The 19,401-nt window shown below is 33.4% G+C and carries 13 protein-coding genes; 2 read left to right on the top strand and 11 right to left on the bottom strand.

The window, feature by feature from the left end:
• The first annotated feature begins 273 nt into the window (after positions 1-273).
• Together gltB and EI427_RS09815 are read left to right on the top strand one after the other, a co-directional pair.
• Entirely contained in the window at positions 274-4,707 is a 4,434-nt protein-coding gene (gene gltB, locus EI427_RS09820) for a glutamate synthase large subunit (RefSeq protein ID WP_126614119.1), read from the top strand.
• Between the two features lie 63 nt (positions 4,708-4,770).
• On the top strand, positions 4,771-6,189 hold the full coding sequence (locus EI427_RS09815; protein WP_126614117.1) for a glutamate synthase subunit beta: 1,419 nt from the start codon (positions 4,771-4,773) through the stop codon (positions 6,187-6,189).
• A gap of 63 nt (positions 6,190-6,252) precedes the next feature.
• Here the strand turns inward: EI427_RS09815 and EI427_RS09810 are convergent, their stop codons facing one another.
• From EI427_RS09810 to EI427_RS09760, 11 genes are all read right to left on the bottom strand, one after another.
• Complete coding sequence (locus EI427_RS09810) at positions 6,253-7,239, bottom strand: DUF3667 domain-containing protein (protein ID WP_126614115.1); 987 nt, start codon at positions 7,237-7,239, stop codon at positions 6,253-6,255.
• Between the two features lie 71 nt (positions 7,240-7,310).
• On the bottom strand, positions 7,311-8,531 hold the full coding sequence (locus EI427_RS09805; protein WP_126614113.1) for a sensor histidine kinase: 1,221 nt from the start codon (positions 8,529-8,531) through the stop codon (positions 7,311-7,313).
• A gap of 118 nt (positions 8,532-8,649) precedes the next feature.
• Positions 8,650-9,729 (bottom strand): iron-containing alcohol dehydrogenase family protein, encoded by a 1,080-nt coding sequence (locus tag EI427_RS09800; RefSeq protein WP_126614111.1) that lies wholly within the window; start codon positions 9,727-9,729, stop codon positions 8,650-8,652.
• 9 nt (positions 9,730-9,738) lie between these two features.
• Complete coding sequence (locus EI427_RS09795; protein ID WP_126614109.1) at positions 9,739-10,941, bottom strand: DegT/DnrJ/EryC1/StrS family aminotransferase; 1,203 nt, start codon at positions 10,939-10,941, stop codon at positions 9,739-9,741.
• 260 nt (positions 10,942-11,201) lie between these two features.
• Entirely contained in the window at positions 11,202-13,178 is a 1,977-nt protein-coding gene (locus tag EI427_RS09790; protein ID WP_126614107.1) for a LysM peptidoglycan-binding domain-containing protein, read from the bottom strand.
• Positions 13,179-13,267: 89 nt separating this feature from the next.
• Entirely contained in the window at positions 13,268-13,909 is a 642-nt protein-coding gene (locus EI427_RS09785; RefSeq protein ID WP_126614105.1) for an O-methyltransferase, read from the bottom strand.
• 5 nt (positions 13,910-13,914) lie between these two features.
• Positions 13,915-14,400, bottom strand: coding sequence for a PaaI family thioesterase (locus EI427_RS09780; RefSeq protein ID WP_126614103.1), 486 nt, complete (start codon positions 14,398-14,400; stop codon positions 13,915-13,917).
• Between the two features lie 2 nt (positions 14,401-14,402).
• A complete protein-coding gene (locus EI427_RS09775) occupies positions 14,403-15,119 on the bottom strand; it encodes an RluA family pseudouridine synthase (protein ID WP_126614101.1) in 717 nt (238 codons plus the stop codon).
• Entirely contained in the window at positions 15,100-16,170 is a 1,071-nt protein-coding gene (locus EI427_RS09770) for a sensor histidine kinase (protein ID WP_126614099.1), read from the bottom strand. Before EI427_RS09770 ends, EI427_RS09775 begins: the two co-directional genes overlap by 20 nt.
• A gap of 74 nt (positions 16,171-16,244) precedes the next feature.
• Positions 16,245-16,934, bottom strand: a complete 690-nt coding sequence (locus tag EI427_RS09765; protein ID WP_126614097.1) for a response regulator transcription factor — start codon at positions 16,932-16,934, stop codon at positions 16,245-16,247.
• A gap of 161 nt (positions 16,935-17,095) precedes the next feature.
• Positions 17,096-19,393: a peptidylprolyl isomerase gene (locus EI427_RS09760; protein WP_126614095.1), complete on the bottom strand. Its 2,298-nt coding sequence runs from the start codon at positions 19,391-19,393 to the stop codon at positions 17,096-17,098.
• Between the last annotated feature and the right edge of the window lie 8 nt (positions 19,394-19,401).

Genomic DNA, 19,401 nt, shown 5'->3' with positions numbered 1-19,401 from the left:
CTGATGTTTGTTATATTTAAAACTAGATTTTGTGATTTTGTGACAAAACATCTTATTAATGCAAAATATTCATTGAAAGGTGTAATTTTTTAATGATTTAATAAAAATTACTCTTATATTTGACAGTGTTGTGAACAAAAAACTCTGATGAAGTTAGACAGAAGCAATTACACACAGCTAATAATCTTAGCATATTGCTATACTAATTACTGTAGCTAACAAACCGGCTTCATCAAAGGTCAACAAATATCGAAAATTGGAAGACGCTTTATTATGGAACACAGATTAACGGCCTTTAAGGATAATTGTGGTTTTGGTATGATTGCCAACTACAAAGCGAATCCTTCGAGGCAAATGACTTTAGACGCTATTGAAGCCTTATCACGTATGATTCACCGTGGAGCTATTGCAGCCGATGGTGTTAGTGGTGATGGTAGTGGATTCTTGTTTTCAATGCCTGACCGCTTTATGCGTAAAGAGGCAGAATTGAATGGAATTGATTTGCCGCAAAGATATGCAGTGGCAATGATGTTCTTAACTGACGAGAAGAAACAAAAAGAAGTATTCTCAGAATACTGTGAGAAAAATGATTTAAAAGTATTATTCTTTAGAAAAGTACCTTTAAATACTGAAGTATTAGGTAAGCAAGCTTTTGAACTACTACCTGAAATTGTTCAGGCATTTGTTGTTCCAAACGCATTAATGTCTACAAAGCGCTTCTCTGCGTTACTATACTTAACAAGAAAAGAAGTTGAACATAAACTTTCTAATGATGAAGGTTTCTATATTCCTTCATTCTCTGAGAAAGTAATTTCTTATAAAGGTTTGGTGATGCCAACGCACATTAAAGAATTATTCTTAGACTTAGGTCAAGACGAATTCGAAGTGACGTTTGCAGTATTTCATCAACGTTTCTCTACAAACACATTACCACAATGGCGTTTGGCACAACCTTTTAGAACTTTAGCTCATAATGGTGAAATTAACTCTATTCAAGCAAATAGATTTAACTTTACAATTAAGGAAGAGGTATTAAAAAGTGATGTGTTTACAGAGGAAGAATTGGATAGAATCTTCCCAATATTAGTGCCTGATGGTTCGGATAGTGCATCTTTAGATAATGTATTCGAATTTTTGGTAACTGCAGGAATGGATTTCTTCCAAGCAGCACGTTCATTAGTGCCTGCGCCTTGGCAAAACGTACCAAATTTAGATGCTAAATTAAGATCATTCTACGAATATGCTGCAAGTAATTTTGAAGCATGGGATGGACCAGCTGCCCTTAACTTATGTGACGGTAGACATTTAGGTTGTATCCTTGATAGAAATGGCTTAAGACCAGCAAAATATATTGTAACAAATGACGATAGAATTATCATTAGTTCTGAATATGGTGTTATTGACCTAGCGGAAAGTAATATTAAGGAACAAGGTAAACTACAGTCAGGTCAGATGATTGGTATTGATTTACGTTACGGAACGATCCTTAAACACGAGGAAATCAATACTTATCTTAAAGAATCTCGCCCTTGGGGTAAGTGGATTCATGAGAACAGTGCATACTTAATGGAACACGTAGATAAGAACTTCTTAACTATGGATGATTACCGTTATGATGATATTGTTGATAAGCAAAGATACCATAACTATACAAATGAGGTATTAGAACAAGTAATTCGCCCAATGATTGAAATGGGTAAAGAAGATACAGGTTCTATGGGTGATGATACACCGCTTGCTTGTTTTAGTAAAGTACAAAGAAACTTCACAGATTATTTCCGTCAGAAGTTTGCTCAAGTAACAAACCCTCCGATTGATCCACTTCGTGAGAAGATGGTAATGTCTACAGCTGTTACTTTTGGTAGAAATAATAACATTCTTATTGATGGACCAATGAATGCACATAGATTGAAGGCAATGTCTCCAATCTTAAGTTATGAGCATTTTGAAGTACTTCGTAAGTTTGGTACAGAAGGAGAATCATTATATGATTACCAGTACAATACAAAATCTTTCAGTACGGTATTTACAAATGACTTACAAGCTTCATTAATTAAATTAGGTGAAGAGGTTGAAGTATCTGTTAGAGATGAAGATACTGCAATTGTAATGTTAGATGATCGTGGTTTATCTAAGGATAATCAATTGATTCCAATGGCAATGGCTGCGGGTTATATCAGTAACTACCTTGCTAATAAAGGATTAAGATCAAATGTATCTATTGTTGCCATCACAGGTGAAGTAAATGATTCACATTCAGCTGCAGTAATGTTAGCAATGGGTGTTACAGGCATTTATCCTTACTTGTTATTTGGTACAGCACTTCAAGTGGCTGAAAACGTTGGAGCAACTACTTACATGACGCGTAAGAAGGCATTGATTAAAGTGCAAAAAGCACTTAATGCAGGCCTTCTTAAGATTATGTCTAAAATGGGTATTGCAACAATCGAAAGTTACCAAAATTCATCATTATTTGATGCAATTGGTTTAAGTCGTGAAATTGTTGAATCTTGTTTCGTAAGATCAGAAGCTTTAATCCCAGGATTATCTTTTGCAGATATCGAAGAAAGAGTTAAATCATATCGTAAAGCAGCTTTTAAAACTAGATATATCAAGAAGATGTATCCTTTAGAAGTTGGTTCATTCTACAAGTATGCAGAAAATGGAGAATTCCACGATTTTGCACCAACAGTAGCTAAAAGCTTGAGAAAGTTTGCTGTTACAGGTAGAAAAGAAGATTATGCAGATTTAAGAGATCAGGTGAATAATAGAGGGTTACGAATGATTCGTGATTTCTTTGAGTTCAAATCTGACCGTAAGTCAATTAGCATCGATCAAGTAGAGCCAGTAGAAGCAATCACAAAAAGATTTACTTCTGCAGCAATGTCTTTAGGTTCAATTTCTCCTGAAGCTCACGAAGCATTGGCTCAAGCAATGAACCAAATCGGTGGTCAATCAAACTCTGGTGAAGGGGGAGAAGATCCTGTACGTTTTGGAACAAATAAAAATAGTAAAATTAAGCAAGTTGCCTCGGGTCGTTTTGGTGTTACTCCTCATTATTTACGTAATGCAGAAGAAATCCAAATTAAAGTAGCTCAAGGTGCTAAGCCAGGTGAAGGTGGACAATTACCGGGTGCTAAAGTAACTCCTTTAATTGCATCATTAAGATGTACAATTCCTGGTGTAACTTTAATTTCACCTCCTCCACATCATGATATTTATTCAATTGAAGATTTAGCACAACTAATCTTCGATTTAAAGCAAGTGAATCCAAAAGCACGTATTTGTGTGAAATTGGTTTCAACTGCAGGTGTTGGTACAATTGCAGTAGGTGTTGCTAAAGCATATGCAGATAAAATTATTATCTCTGGTGCAGATGGTGGTACGGGTGCTGCTCAATTAGGTTCAATCAAATTTGCAGGTAATCCTTGGGAACTTGGTTTGGCAGAAGCACACAACGCATTAAAAGTTAACGGTCTTCGTGATTTTGTAGAAGTACAAACAGATGGTGGTCTTAAAACAGGTTTAGATCTTGTTAAAGCTGCTATGATCGGAGCTGAGAGCTTTGCATTTGGTACTTCATTATTAACAACAATTGGTTGTAAAATATTAAGAGTATGTCACCTTAATAAATGTTCTGTGGGTATTGCAACTCAGTCAGAGCAATTAAGAGCATACTATATGGGTACTGTTAAAGGAGTAGTAAATTACCTTCAAGCAATGGCGCAAGAGGTAAGAGAAATCTTAGCAGAACTTGGTTACACTTCAATGGATGAAATTATCGGTCACTCTCGCTTATTAAAAGTGGTTGATGATGAGTTTGCTCAGAAGTTTGATTTCAAAGATGTTCTATACTACACAGAAGGTAAAAACATTAGAGAAAAAGCAAGTAATGATCCTTTCGATCCTAACGAATATGAGCAAGCAATTCTTGAAGAATTAATGCCTGTAATCAAAGGACCACATTATAGAACTGTCTTAGATAAAGAAATTGTAAATACAAACCGTAGTTTTGGTGCTAGAATTTCTGGTCAGATTGCGGAATTCCACGGTAAAAAAGGTTTACCAAAAGAATGTATCTCAATTAACTTAAAAGGTACAGCAGGACAATCATTCGGTTGTTTACTAAGTCATGGTATGTTGTTATCTCTAAGAGGTACAGGTAACGATTACGTAGGTAAAGGTATGAGTGGAGGGCAAATCATCATAACTCCTCGTGACGGCGAATCTGAAGGACGTAGTTTAGCTGGTAATACTTGTTTGTATGGAGCAACAGGTGGTAAGTTGTTTGTAAGAGGTAAAGTCGGTGAGCGTTTTGCCGTAAGAAACTCTGGAGCTCTTGCTGTTGTTGAAGGTACAGGCGATCACCCTTGTGAATATATGACGGGTGGTACAGTAGTTATTCTTGGTGATACAGGAAATAACTTCGGTGCAGGTATGACTGGTGGTGTAGCTTTTGTTTATGATAAGACAAACTCATTCATTGATAAAATGAACCAAGAACTTATCAAAGCAAGACGTATTGATACTGATGAGGGAGACGAAGGACGTTTCTACTTACAACGTATCTTAAGAAGCTACTTGTTCCGCACAGGTTCAACACAAGCTAAACATATCCTAGATCACTTCCGTGAAGAAGTACGTTACTTCTACATGGTTACTTCAAAAGATATGAAATCTCCATTAAATCCAATGGAGGGCAACTAAATGATTTGGTGACTTACAAACGTGAGTCACCTGATTTTACTGTTACCTAAAAAAATTAAGACAATGTACGAATTCACTAAAATAGAGCGCATCTCTCCAACACTTCGTCCAGCTGACGAAAGAGTAGGAAACTTTGATGAAATCAGTGAAGTTTATTCAACTTCAGAAACAGCATCACAAGCAAGTAGATGTGTGCAATGTGGTAACCCATATTGTTCATCAGTTGGGTGTCCTCTAAGTAATTATATTCCTCAATGGCTTCGTTTTATCGCTGAAAAAGATTTAAAACAAGCTTTTGAAATTTCAAATGAAAGCTCACCTTTCCCAGAAATCTTAGGTCGTATCTGTCCACAAGATCGTTTGTGTGAAGGTGCTTGTACTTTAAATGATGGTAATGAAGAAGAAACAATTGGAGCAATTACAATTGGTTCTATCGAAGTTGCTATTTCAGAGAAAGGTTTCAAGAAAGGTTTCAAACCAGAATTTGCTGATGAAATGACAGGTAAAACTGTTGCTATCGTTGGTTCTGGACCTGCAGGTTTATCTGCTGCAACTTTCTTATTGAGAGCGGGTGTTAAACCTGTTGTTTATGATAAGGCTGATAAAGCTGGAGGGTTACTTACATACGGTATCCCTGGCTTTAAATTAGAAAAAGCAGCAGTGGAAAGAAGAGTGCAAATTCTTCTTGATGCTGGTATGGAATTAAAATTAGGTGTTGATATCGGAACTGATGTAACATTAGCTGAATTACAAAAAGAGCATGATGCTGTATTCCTTGGTTTAGGAGCAATGGCAGGTCGTGCTTTAGATGATGAAGCATATAATTCTGATAATATCTATATGGCTGTTCCGTTCTTAACGAACATCCAAAAGAAAATCGAAATACAACAATTCGATAAAAAATACGATGTTGAAGGAAAGCGTGTTGTAGTTATTGGTGGTGGTGATACTGCTATGGACTGTGTACGTACTTCAATTCGTGAGAAAGCTGCAAAGGTAACTTGTTTATACCGTCGTGATGAGGAAAACATGCCTGGTAGCCGTAAAGAGGTAAGAGCGGCAAAAGATGAAGGTGTAGAGTTTAAATTCTTGAAATCACCTAAGAACTTTGTTGCCGATGAAAAAGGTAATGTTTACGGAGCAAAATTCGTAGATATGAAATTATCTGAGCCTGATGCATCTGGAAGACAAGCAGTAAGTGAAATTGAAGGATCTGAAGCAATTGTTGAAGCAGATGTAATCATTTTAGCACTTGGATTCAATAACGAGAAGTTAAATTGGATCACTAAATCAGGTGTGGAAACAAACCAATGGGGTGCAATTAAAACTAATGCTAAAGGAGAAACATCACTTAAGAATGTTTTTGCTGGAGGTGATAGTGTAAGAGGTGCTGATTTGGTTGTTACTGCAGCCTTAGATGGTAGAGAAGCTGCCATGTCAATATTAGAATCGATTTTCGAGAATGAGCCTGCTTCTGTGTAATCACTAAAGTAAGCTCGATATTTTGCCCACTGAGAAAAGCGTCTCTCAGTGGGTTTTTTTATGTCAAAATATTAGTAGGCTAATAAAGAGTTCTAAAAGAACAACCCAAAATATCATGAATATATGGATACTGTACGCAATACAGATTTTTGTTATTGTTTTAAACCAATTCTGATCATAAAACTTTTTAAACATTAACCCAGAGATAACTAGCCAATATAAAATAATTGGTAGTAAAAATAGGTCAGTAGAAGTAAAGTCAATTTTAGCGAAAATTAAGAAAAAGCTGAAAAAAACTAATGAAAATGCATGTAAGTGCATTGAGAAAATTAGATGCTGAATGTAGAAGTTTTGTTTTTTTCTAACGTACAATAACTTAAGGTATAGTGCAAATAAAGGGACTAGAAGCATGATGGCAATAGGAATATTCTCTAATACAGCTTCAAAAAATGTGACCCCTTTTTCTGAATAAAAATAATGTGATTGTCTTATTAATTTCACCTGATACCACTCCTTAACATCTAATGAATCTTTAATAGTTTTATCAGAAAAATCATTAGATGTTTTTATAAAATCAATTACCTTAAGAAGGTGTTTTGTGTTTATAGAATCCTCTTCATTTGTATCGGAGAAGTGAAGGTTAAAACTATCTGTATCTTCTGTATTTAAATCATTAAGATTTGATTGAGTATTTTCTTGACTAGAAAATATTTTATCAAGATCAAGTTTTATAGTATGCTTGTCAATAATTATATTATTGAAAATAAAAATAAAAACAATACTACAGAAAAGATATAACCTAATTGGATGGACATAAAATTGTCTTTTCCCTTTTAGAAATTCTTCTGTTAAAAATTGAGGTTTTGTGAGAAAAGGTAAGATTGTATGTTTGAATTTTGAATCTATACCAAATACTTCATCTAAAGTGTCTTTTAAAATTGTTTTAAAGCCAGTAAAATAATCAATTCTACTTTGTCCACATTGAGAACAAAATTGGTCTTCGGGTTTTAATTTATTTCTACAATTTGTGCAGTTATCTTCTTTACTCATTCGAGTTTAAATTGATTTTAGGAAATTATTAGGGTAAAAATATGATTAAAATTCGAATTACGAAACAAGATTTAGAATAGAGGTACGTGGATGTCAAATTTAGATCCTTTACCATAAATTGATTTAAGGTTGATCTGTCCATTGAGTTTATCAAGAGTTTCCTTAACAATATAAAGACCTAAACCTGTTCCATTCTCACTATTGTCAGCTCTAAAGAACATATTATAAATAGATTTTTGATTTTCGGAAGTAATTCCTTTACCATTATCTTCAATAATAACATTGCCAACTTTATTTTCTGATGAAAACTTAAGCCTTACATAAGACTTGTCTTCAAAAAGGTTACAATATTTAATTCCATTAGAAACGAGATTAGATATGATTAACCTTAATCTGTAATCATCTGTTTTCCATTCAAAATCATCGCTTGTCCATTGTACTTTTACTTTCTGAGCATTTGGTAGGAATGATAAATCATTGACAATTTCTTGCATCATATCATTAATATTAATACAAGTAGTATTTAAAGCTACATTTTGCATTTTTAATGTGTCTACTATTTTTTCTGCAAAATGATCTAATGTAGAAAGGCACTTCGAAACTAAAGTGATATATTCATCAACATTATTTTTATCTTCTGAATTATTATATAAGTCAATTAGTGACATTGCCGATGATATAGGAGACTTTAGATCATGAGAGGCACTATAAACAAATCGATTGAGTTCTTCATTTATTCTATGAAGTTCTTTATTCTTTTGCTCTAATTGAACTTTTGTGTTTTTTAAATTTGTGACCTCTTTTTGAGATGTTATGTCAATGTGGTACCCAATTAGTTTTTTTGGTTCTCCACTTTCTTGCCATTCAGCCACCTGTCCGCGACAGTATACCCAAACTATCTGGTTATTTTTGTTTTTCCAACGAGCAATATTATGAAATATTTTCTCTCCATGAGATGCAATATGTTCTTCTAATGCTTTCATCATTTCAGGAATGTCCTCATCATGAACCATATCTTGCCATGCTTCTTGAATGGAAGGGAAATTGTTTCTATTGTACCCAAACATATCAATGTAACGGTCACTAAGAAACTCCTTATTAGACTCAAAATCCCATTCCCAATAACCTAAAGTAGTGTCATTAAGGAAGTTTTTGATAAAGTCACCTTTCGAAACAGAAGTATTACTAATTGAAGATTCAAACCTTTGTTTCCAAAGTAATTCTCTCTGTTTCGTATCTTCTAGCTCGCTAATGATTTCTTCTTTTGTTAATTCTAAATAGTTAATTTTCATGCTGGTTATGTAAGCTTATGAATCATAGTGTATTAAAGAATAAATAAATATACAAACATAAAAAAAGCATACTAAATTAATAGTATGCTTTTTCCTTATCATGTAAGGATATAAGTAATTATAACCTTCTATATAACTCTTTGATATCTTCTTTAGTCCATTTTTCTTTCCAATCAAGTCCAATAGCATGATTCCACATGTGTGGTAAGTTGTAAGCAACTTCAGCCATTTGATCAATTGTTTCTTCAGACCACTCTTTAGAAATACCTTGTGGAAGTGTAACATTATGTTTTTCAACCATCGACTTAAATTCATCTACAGCATCACCATAGAATTCTTTTAAGTGGTTAAATGCAACACAGTTAGCATATCCATGTCTATATCCTAATATTTTAGATAAGCCATAAGATAAAGCATGACAAGCACCAACTTCTGAGTATGTTAAACTAAGACCTCCAAATAAAGAGGCAATCATTAGTTTCTCATCGTTCTCTAAAGTTTGACCAGCTTCTTCACCTAGGTAAATTTCTCTACATAATGATAAAGCTTGATCGCCGTATGCTTTAGAATAAGCGTTGAAATATAAACCACTTTCAGCTTCAATACAGTGGATATAGCAATCCATTCCTGTATAGAACCATTGGTCTCTTTCTACAGTACTTAATAATTCAGGATCTAAAACAGCTTGATTGAAAACAGTCCAATCACATTTTAAACCAAGTTTTTTAACTGGACCTGTTAATACAGCAGTCATAGAACATTCTGCTCCAGTACCTGCAACTGTAGGTACACCCATATGGTAAATACCCGCTTTCTTAACTAAATTAAGACCTTGGTATAACTGAGATGAGCCTTCGTTTGTTACCATTAAAGATAAAGCTTTTGCAATATCCATAATAGAACCACCGCCAATACCAATAATACCAGCAGGAATACCTTTGTCTGCAAGAATTTGATCTCTTAAGTTATCTACCTGATCTGTAGTTGGCTCATATTGATCAATATCTTCAAAGAAAACCATATCTTCTACTTTTGCAGGAATACGATTTGCTAATTCCTTGCCTTCAAAGTATTTATCAACGATAAATACCATGAAGCCATCATTTTCAGTACGTTTTGGAGCTAAGATTTCATCTATTTGATTAAATGAACCTTTACCGTAAACGATTTTATCTATATTTTTAAAATTCTTATGCATCTTAATAAATTAGTTTACTGCAACTACAGCATGAAGAGAAGCGATGATATCATCAGCAAGTTTATTTACTTCTGCCTCTGTCCAAGTAGCACGAATACCAACAGATAATAATCTACCAATGATATTTTGTGATTTAGGTAACTCTAAAGCATTGTAATCTTGACGGTTTTCATAATCATGGATTGCTAATTTATAAGGAGATTTTAACGCCTTTAAATGATCCCACTGATTAATGAAATGATACATGTTTGTGTACCAATAAGCAACACCAACACCATCTTTTGCACACTGATTAGCAGCAGCTTGTGCTAACTCAGGAGTTTCCATAAAGAAGTTTAAGAAAGTAGCAGAATCACCTTCTTCGTCTGGAAGACAACGGAAAGTAATAAAAGGAACTTCTTTTCTTAAGCGTTCTTTTAAGATTGTTTTATTTTTTATATTATTCTCACGGATCATTTCTAGCTTACGCATTTGAGCAACTGCAACTGCAGCATTCAATTCGCCTAATCTATAATTAAAACCCATGATTGGATGCGATTCCATTCCTCTGTTATCACCTATGTGTGAGTGACCATGGTCAGAGAATTGACCCATAATTTCATATTTTTCAGTGTCATTTGTAAAACAAACACCACCTTCACCAGCTGTTGTAATTTTGAAAAAATCAAAAGAAACAGCACCAGCTTCACCATGTAAACCAACATGTTTTCCTTTGTAGAATGTACCTAAAGCTTGTCCGGCATCTTCTAAAAGTTTAATATTATGTTTTTTGCAAACTGCTTTAATACCATCAAGGTCTGCAGCAGCACCACACATATGTATTAAAAGAACTGCTTTTGTATTTGGAGTAATTGCAGCTTCAATAGATGCTGCACTTAAATTTAAAGTTTCGTCTACTTCAGCAAATACAGGAATGCCACCTGCAAATAAAACTGCTTCAATAGGAGCAATGAATGTAAAAGGAGTACAAATTACCTCATCTTTATATCCAATACCAGCAGCAGCCATCATACAAGCAACAGCAGCAGAACCACTTGATACAGCATGAGCATGTTTAGCTCCTGTGTACTCTTCAAAAAGTTGTTCAAATTCTCTTGCTTTCCAATGTCCGTTACGTTGGTTATCATGGTTATATCTAAAAAGCATTCCTGACTCTAATACGTCATTTACTTCTTTTTTTTCTTCTTCACCAAAATATTCCGTTCCTGGCATAATTGTATCTTGTTAATAATAAATAAGACTTGTCTGTCTGAATTTTGAAGTGCAAATGTACAAAAAATATAGATGTCAACCACCTAACAAAATAAATTGTTTCTGTCCATGCAATCATAATAACTTCATTTTCGAAAAAATAATTACTAGACTAGTCTTAATAAATGTATACATAAACATTTATATAGATTTAATCTAGATTTTTGGACATAAAAAAAGGAACCACTAGGGTTCCTTTTCATGTTTAAAATATGCTCTACTTATTTGACTCTTAGGCGTTGACCAATTTTAATCTCATTAGCAGACATATCATTAAAATTCTTTATATCAGAAACGCTAGTTCCATATTTACGAGACACAGAGTAAAGTGTATCTCCTTTTTCTACAACATGATATTCAGCAACTGAGGCATTATTTTGTGAAGTAGTAGTTGTTGCAGCAACTGAGGCAGTAGCTACATTATCATCTTGTACTTCACTAATATTATCAGAAGGTGTAAGTTGCAATACTTGCCCAACGTTTATTGCTCCATTAGAAGGAAGGTTATTCCATTTAATTAAATCTTTATGATAAACACCTGTTTTTCTTGATACCGCAAATAAAGTTTCTCCCTTTACAACTGTGTGAGTAGTTGTGCTTTCAATGATAACTTCTTCTTTTGGTTGTTCAATAACGTCCTCAGATACAGTAGCAGCAACTACGGCTACTGTTGTAGTAGAAACAGGCTTTTCTGATGCTACTTGATTGTATGGATCATTTACTGCTTGTTGAACAGCAGGTTGATCGTAATTAGTAGTAGCAACTACTTCTGGAGTAGCATTAGCAGATCTAATAGGTATTTGGAGTAACATACCTCTTTTAGGTTGTTCACCTTTTAATCTTGCTGCATTAAATCCATATATATCTGAAGATGGTATTCCGTATTTTTGTGCAATTTTCTCTACAGTTTCACCACTTTCTACAGTATGTGTTTTAATTTCTCCTGAGAATTCACCTTTAGCATCAATACCATTAGCTCCTGCAACTGTCATAACACCTGCATTTTTAATAGGGGTACTAACTCTTATAGATTCACCTGGGTGTAATTCAGTATTGTCGTTCCATGCCTGTAAACTTTGAGGGGAAACAGAAAACTTACGAGCAATACCATAATATGAGTCTCCATTTTGAACAACATAAGTTGTAGGAGCGGCTGGAGCTTCTTCAATAGTTTCTTCTTCTGCTATCGCAGCGGCTGCACCAACTGTAATAGCACCAACAGTAAATGTTTCTGCAGTATTATTTGTTTGTGGGCCTCTATTAGTATATTCACCTTGAGGCATTATTGCAAAACTATCTTCTTTAACTGCTTCCGTTTGTTGAGCTGCAACAACAGTGGTTGCAGCTGCAGTTTCTTCGATTTTAGCTTCAGAAGATTTTTCAGTACCAACAATTAGAATTTGTCCTTCTTCTAGTGATAAGTCATCACCAATTTGATTCCATTCTTTTATGTCAAGCATATTTACATTATACATTCTTGATATTGTAAATAAACTTTCTCCATCTTGAACAGTATGTGTTTTAGAATTAGGATCTAAAGAAAGTGAAGTTGAATCTGCTGCTGCAACAACTACGGCAGCAGTAGTGGTTACTACAGCTGTTACTTCTGGAGTAATTACTTCTACATCTTCAGCAGGTGGTACATCAACAACTGTAGGCGGTACAGATTTTGGACGAGTTTTTTGTAAAAATAAAACACGACCTCTAGCCAAAGGATCATCTTTAGCCATTCTGTTTTTCTTTGCTAATTTTGTCAATTTAATACCATATTTCTGAGAAACTTCCCATAGGTTTTTCTCTTCAATTACGGTATGCATTGCAGTTGTAGCTTTGCCTTTTTTCGCTTTTAGATAGTATACATGACCTTCTTGTAAGTCATCATACGCATCCATATCATTATATTTATATATTTTTTTGACATCAATGTCTAAAGATGTTGCAACCAAAAGTAAATTTTGATTAGCACCAGCAATAAATGCAGGTATATTATTAGCATCAACTAAAGTTATTTCTTCTCCGTTAACAGTTTTCGTATGAACATTTGTTACGATAGGATAAGGGTTATCACTTTGTGATGGGCTTAATGTTTTATTAATTGCAAGAGGTGTTGCAATAATATCGTTTTCAGTGTTATGAGTAAATGAAGATAGAATTGAACCTAAGCCCAATAAAACTCCTATTGTATATGTTTTTTTCATAATTAGGTGTTGTAACTACCTGGTGTTGAAAGAGTAAGAGATGTTTATTCTTTCTTGATACTAAATAATGTAATTAATTCTTTGCTAAGCTACAATTTTTGAGCCATTAAAATGCCATCTCTAAGAGGTAAAATGCAACTTTGTACCCTTTTGTCAGATGTAACCTTACTATTGAAATCCATAATAGCCTTTGTCATTTTATCATTTACTTCAGGATCAGCTACATTGCCTTTCCATAAAACATTGTCTATTAACAAAAGTCCGCCGCTTCTTAATTTTGGTAAGCAGGTTTCAAAATAAGCATCATTATTCATCTTATCAGCATCAATAAAGATAATATCAATTTCATCGTCTAATGATGGGATAATTTCTAATGCTTCTCCAATATGAAGTTTAATAATATCGTTAAGGTTTGCTTTGTTAATGAAGGTTTGAATAATGTCTTCTTTTTCATCATCAATTTCGATAGTATTGAGTTGTCCACTACTATCCATTCCTTTTGCTAGAGCGATTGCTGCATATCCTGTAAAAGTACCAATTTCGAGAACGTTTTTTGCGTTCATACTTTTTGATAAGATAGTAAGAAAAAGTCCTTGAGGATGCCCCGATAGCATATGCGGAAGATTCTCTTGGAAATGAGTAGCTCTATCTAATTCCACCAAAATTGGATCTTCATCAGTTGCTACTTTTTCAATATATTTATCTATTTCAGGATGTGTTATAGGTAACATATCAATTAATCAATAAATGGGTTTTCTTTAGCATTATCAGCACTACTAAAAACTTGGATAGCGATAACCTCTGCTTCTGCTGTTTTTACTTGGTCAGACCAAGCTTCGCAATGCATTGTTATTTTTCTGCCTTTTCGTTCTGTAATAGTTGCTATTAATTTGATAGGAGTATTAATTGGTGTAGGTTTTAGAAATTTCACATTCAAAATACCTGTAGCATATCTATAAAAAGGAGCAGAATCTAAAGCTCTATTTTCTGATTTATAGGCATCAGCCATTGCCGTACCCATACAATGACAATCAATTATTGTAGACAAAATACCACCGCTAAGCAAATTTGCCCAACCGTGGTATTTTTCCTCTGCATTCCAAATACAGATAGCTTTATCATCCTCCCAATAACTTTTGATGTGTAAACCATCATCATTTTTACTACCACAGCCAAAGCATACATTACCTTCCATGTGGTCTTGGAAATAAGGAGATATCATAGTTATTTAAATTTTCTCAATTGTGTAATCAAGGCACGCATATCTTTAGGATATTCTGCTTCAATATGTATATCTGTTCCATCAAGATCTTTAAATTTTAAAGATCTTGCATGTAAAGCAACTCTAGACATTAATGGTTGTTCTTCTGTGCCATCTTTCAATTTGAACTTACGTCCTTTTACATCAGAAAGGAAAGGAGTTTTTCCTCCGTAAACTTCATCAGAAATAATAGGAGAGCCAACATAGGCCATGTGAATTCTAATTTGATGCATTCTTCCAGAAAGTGGTTTACAAGCAACCAATGAGTGGAACTTATAAATTTCCTCTGTTTTAACAACAGTCTGAGACGGCTTTCCTTCGATATCAATACGAACATTCCCACGTCCAGAAACTAGGATATTTCTATCAATCATAACCCCGTCGAAATTTTCAATACCATCTACTACAGCATGGTATATTTTTTCTACAAGGCGTTTCTCAAATTGAATTGCTAAATGTCTATAGGCCTCAGGGTTTTTGGCAATTGCCATAACGCCAGAAGTCTCTTTATCTAAACGATGGCACAACTGTGTATCTCCACCATATTTTTTTGCTTCTTGATAAACTGTAGGTAAAGTTTTGTCCCTATCTTCTAAAGAAGAAATATAAGGAGGTTTATTTACCAAAATATAATTATCGTTTTCGAAAATGATCCACTTTTTAAAATTCGGAATTTTCATATTCTGTATCTTGAACTAAATTTAAATCAAAAGAAAAAGTTGAACCTACTTCAGCTTCACTTTGCAAAGTTATAGAAGTATTGTGTTGTTCCAATATATGTTTGCAAATTGCTAACCCTAATCCAGAACCACCTTGCTTTTTTGTTCTACTTTTTTCAACTCTATAAAACCTCTCAAAAATTCTGTTTTGATCCTCAAGAGGGATTCCCATGCCGTTATCTTTCACCATTAAAGTGACTAGGTTGTCATGAACTTGCAAAATTACATTTACCCAGCCTCCTTTTTCATTATACTTAATACCATTAACAACTAAATTAATAACAACTTGCTTTAATCTATTGTAATCTGCATTAACGTAGATTGGATCGTCATTAGGAACTTCCAAAGATACGGTAATATTTTTCTTTTCAGCTTTTTGTTCTACTTGTTCTAAAACATCAACAATCATAATTTGGATATCGAAAACTTCAAAATCCATAGAAATTTCTCCAGCTTCTATTTTAGAAACAGTTAAAAGATCTTCAACAAGAATATTTAAAGCATTTAGTGATTTTGCGGCTTTCTTTAGAAAACGATCTCGAACAGTTTTATCATTAACAGCTCCATCTAATAATGTTAAAATAAAACCTTGAGTGGCAAAAATTGGGGTTTTTAGTTCATGTGATATATTAGCAAGAAACTCTTTTCTATAACGCTCCATTTTTTTTAATTGAGCAATTTCTTCTTCCTTCATTTCTGCATAATCTCTTATCTGAGATTTAATTCCAGAAATAGGGTTTTTACTACTTTTAACCAACTCATTAGATACATCGAAGGTAGCAGATTGGTTACTTCGTAATTCGTGAATTTGTCTGTGGATATTTCCAACCTCCTTAAAAAAAATGAATTCAAGAATAAAATAAGTAAGAAGAAAGGATGATGAAAATGCTATAACTAACCCTACAATCACTCCTGTGATTGATACATCTGGTATCAAAGATAAAAAAGCAGATGTAATACCCCCAATGCATAATGCTAGAAGGAGGGAAACTGATTTGGCATTAAAGAACATATATTTATTTATTTAAAATAAAACCTCATTACCTAGTTGGAAATGAGGTTTTATGCAAGTTACCTAAAGTTAGTTTAAGCTTCAAACTTATAACCAACACCTTTTACAGTTTTGATGTAACCATCACCAATTTTTTCTCTAACTCTACGAATATGTACATCTACAGTTCTAGCAAGAACATATACATCTGCTCCCCAAATGTTTCTCAATAGATCATCTCTATTAAAAACTTTATTAGGACTTTCTGCTAAGAAATAGAGTAGTTCAAATTCTTTTTTAGGTAACGTTTTAGGTTCGCCATCAACATATAAAGTATAACTAGATTTGTCGATTGAAAACTTACCAATATTTATAATATCTTTTTTAGCTGAAGACGATTTACTTTTTCTTTTGAAAATCGATTCAATTCTTTTCATTAATGCTCTTGGCTTAACTGGCTTAACGATGTAATCGTCTGCACCAACGTCAAAAGCGGCAACTTCAGAGTATTCTTCTGCTCTTGCCGTTAAGAAAATAATATGTGCTTCAGATAAATCTGGATTTTCTTTTATTTGTCTGCATGCTTCAACACCATCCATTACAGGCATCATTATATCTAAAATGATTAACTCAGGATGGAACTCTTTCGCAACTTCTACGGCTTGTTTACCATCGTTGGCAGTTTTTACTTGATAGCCTTCTTTCTTAAGATTATAACCCAATATTTCTACAATATCTGGTTCATCGTCTACAACTAAGATTTTTCTTTCTATTTCTGAAGCCATGCTAAAGTTCTATGATAAAATGATGATCTGTTATGTTTGTCTACAAGTTATATTCATATTATGACTCTTCAAAGAAAACATAGCATCTGTAAAGATATACTTGCATTTAGTTTACCTAGAGTTCATATTCATGCAGTTAATATATCTTTAATATGTATTTCTTATAAAGTTTTATCTTGAATATATAAAGATTGCAAAACAGTAGAGTCTACTACAACCTGATGTTTTGTATGTAAACTTTTTACCCATTCCTTTTCTAAATGTTCTTGATAATCTGCTATCACATTACCTTTAGACTCGCTAAATGTTTTAGGAGCTTTAGGTAGAATTTCTTTTACATTTACAATGATAAAACGATTGTTCTCTTCAAAAATATATCTGCCTACTTTCATCTCTATATTTTCCTCATGAGGAAGCGAGTTTTCAGTGAAAATTCCATCAGTATATTGAATAGCTAAATTGTTTTCAGAGTTTTTAGTAGTGATAAATTTAGTAAATTCAGTAGTGAAGTATTTTAAATCAACTACGCCATTAACTCCTTTCTCAAAATGAGCTTTAATCCTATTTACATTTACACCTTTTTTAACCAATTGATTTTTGATGTTATTAAATCTCTTTTTTCTTAAAATACTTCCTTCTTTTTTGTCATACTCAACATTAATAACAATAAATAGGTTAATCTCAGTATTTAAAACATCAGCAACTTTTTGAAGATCTTTAATTCTGCTTTTGTACAGATAAGAACTATTTCGTTTATAATTAATAGTAGAGACTTCTGTAGGGAAAACTCTAAAGTAGCCAGAATCTAACATTAGTAATGTTTCATTCTCTAAATCTTTACTTCCTGTATTATATACTTCAACATTTGCTCTAGTATCCCACATGTAATCTTTTCTATGCAGGTTGTGGTAAGTTTTTAATGCTGTAATATCAGAAGATGCTTTGTTCCAAACACAGTCTTCCATTACTCTAAATAATAACAAGCCATCTTTATATTCTTGAGCAAGATGTTTGTATTCAGGGTATTTATCAGCAAGATTCTTTTTCTCTTCGTCTAGTAAAATGATATCAGAAAATGAATCAAAATCACTATTTAATAGGTTATTAAGATCTTTATTCTTCGAAGTTTTCTGTGTAGTAGAAATATATTCAAAGAAATCATTTGCAGTAACTTTTCTAGTAGCCAATGTGAAAATTACTTTCTTCTTGTTCTTTACCGACAAGTCTTCAGGAATCTTCCATTCTCCAATTAACCTTGTAGAGTCTATTAAAGAAAAAGCAAGTGTCTTATTTTCTTCATTAATAGTATATTCATTGTCGGTTTTAAGTTTTTGAATGAAATGTTGGCGGCTTGTAGAAGAACGACTGTCTTTCTTTACTTTCTTAACTAGAGTAGGGTAGAGTATCTCGTATTCCATTACAGGCTTCTTTTGATATAACCTGATAATATGCCATCCAAAATCGGTACGAACAGGGTTAGAAATACTTCCAATAGAATCCAAAGAATATACGCCCTCCATAAATTCTTTAGGGAAACGAACTTCACTAACAGGAGGCAAAATACCCTCTTTAGAAGAAGAACGTTTATCATCAGAAAAATTACTACACATTGTAGTCCAATCGCCACCATGCTGTAAGCTATCATAGATAGCGTTAATTTTTCTTTGAGCAATTTCTTGATTTTCAGCTTTGTCTTTTTTCGTAGATTTAATCATGATATGCTGTACCTGTAAAGTACCATATCGTTCTCTTTTATCTTTTACATAAATTAAATGATAACCAAAGTCTGTTCTTATAGGACCGACTACATCTCCAATTTTTGCTTTAAACGCAGCATCTTCAAAAGGATATACCATTTGTAGGGATGTAAAATAACCTAAATCTCCTTTATTTTGTTTTGCAGAAGGATCTTGTGAGGATGCAAAAGCAACCTCTTCAAAGTCTTTTCCTGCTTTTATTTCTTCAAGTAAAGCAACGGCAGTAGTATACGCTTTTAAAGTATCTTCTGGACTCGCATCTTTTTTTGTTGTAATAAGAATATGAGAAGCTCTAACCTCAACTTTTTGACGATTGTATGCTTCTTTTACAAGACTGTCATTAAAAACTGATTCAGTTAAATAAGGCTCTTCCAATTGATGAATATACATTTTGTATTCATTCTGAAATGCAGGAAGGGAGTCATAACCCAAAGTGATTGCTTCGGCTACTTTTAATTTGAAATTGATAAATAAATCTAAGTAATCATCAACACTTTCCTTGGAATAAAAAGCACTGTCGTTACTGTAATTTTTATCATAGAGGTAAACAAAGTTTTCTTTAGTTACAGCTTCGCCATCTAAAGAAAGTATATTTTCTGTTTTATGAAGTTTTGATTTTTGTCCAAAATTAGTTGCACATCCAATTAATAGAGAAGCTAGTGATGCCAACGTAATAAATTGGCTGAATTTTGAATTAAGCATTTGATTAG

It is taken from the genome of Flammeovirga pectinis (assembly GCF_003970675.1).
In the GTDB taxonomy this organism is placed as follows: Bacteria; Bacteroidota; Bacteroidia; order Cytophagales; family Flammeovirgaceae; genus Flammeovirga; species Flammeovirga pectinis.
Note: the sequence above shows the minus strand (reverse complement) of the source record. Positions and strands in the feature narration are given on the sequence as shown.

Excerpts from the sequence above, each read along its gene's own strand:
- gltB (WP_126614119.1), top strand. The coding sequence starts at position 274 with ATGGAACACAGATTAACGGCCTTTAAGGATAATTGTGGTTTTGGTATG.
- EI427_RS09815 (WP_126614117.1), top strand. The coding sequence starts at position 4,771 with ATGTACGAATTCACTAAAATAGAGCGCATCTCTCCAACACTTCGTCCA.
- EI427_RS09810 (WP_126614115.1), bottom strand. The coding sequence starts at position 7,239 with ATGAGTAAAGAAGATAACTGCACAAATTGTAGAAATAAATTAAAACCC.
- EI427_RS09805 (WP_126614113.1), bottom strand. The coding sequence starts at position 8,531 with ATGAAAATTAACTATTTAGAATTAACAAAAGAAGAAATCATTAGCGAG.
- EI427_RS09800 (WP_126614111.1), bottom strand. The coding sequence starts at position 9,729 with ATGCATAAGAATTTTAAAAATATAGATAAAATCGTTTACGGTAAAGGT.
- EI427_RS09795 (WP_126614109.1), bottom strand. The coding sequence starts at position 10,941 with ATGCCAGGAACGGAATATTTTGGTGAAGAAGAAAAAAAAGAAGTAAAT.
- EI427_RS09790 (WP_126614107.1), bottom strand. The coding sequence starts at position 13,178 with ATGAAAAAAACATATACAATAGGAGTTTTATTGGGCTTAGGTTCAATT.
- EI427_RS09785 (WP_126614105.1), bottom strand. The coding sequence starts at position 13,909 with ATGTTACCTATAACACATCCTGAAATAGATAAATATATTGAAAAAGTA.
- EI427_RS09780 (WP_126614103.1), bottom strand. The coding sequence starts at position 14,400 with ATGATATCTCCTTATTTCCAAGACCACATGGAAGGTAATGTATGCTTT.
- EI427_RS09775 (WP_126614101.1), bottom strand. The coding sequence starts at position 15,119 with ATGAAAATTCCGAATTTTAAAAAGTGGATCATTTTCGAAAACGATAAT.
- EI427_RS09770 (WP_126614099.1), bottom strand. The coding sequence starts at position 16,170 with ATGTTCTTTAATGCCAAATCAGTTTCCCTCCTTCTAGCATTATGCATT.
- EI427_RS09765 (WP_126614097.1), bottom strand. The coding sequence starts at position 16,934 with ATGGCTTCAGAAATAGAAAGAAAAATCTTAGTTGTAGACGATGAACCA.
- EI427_RS09760 (WP_126614095.1), bottom strand. The coding sequence starts at position 19,393 with ATGCTTAATTCAAAATTCAGCCAATTTATTACGTTGGCATCACTAGCT.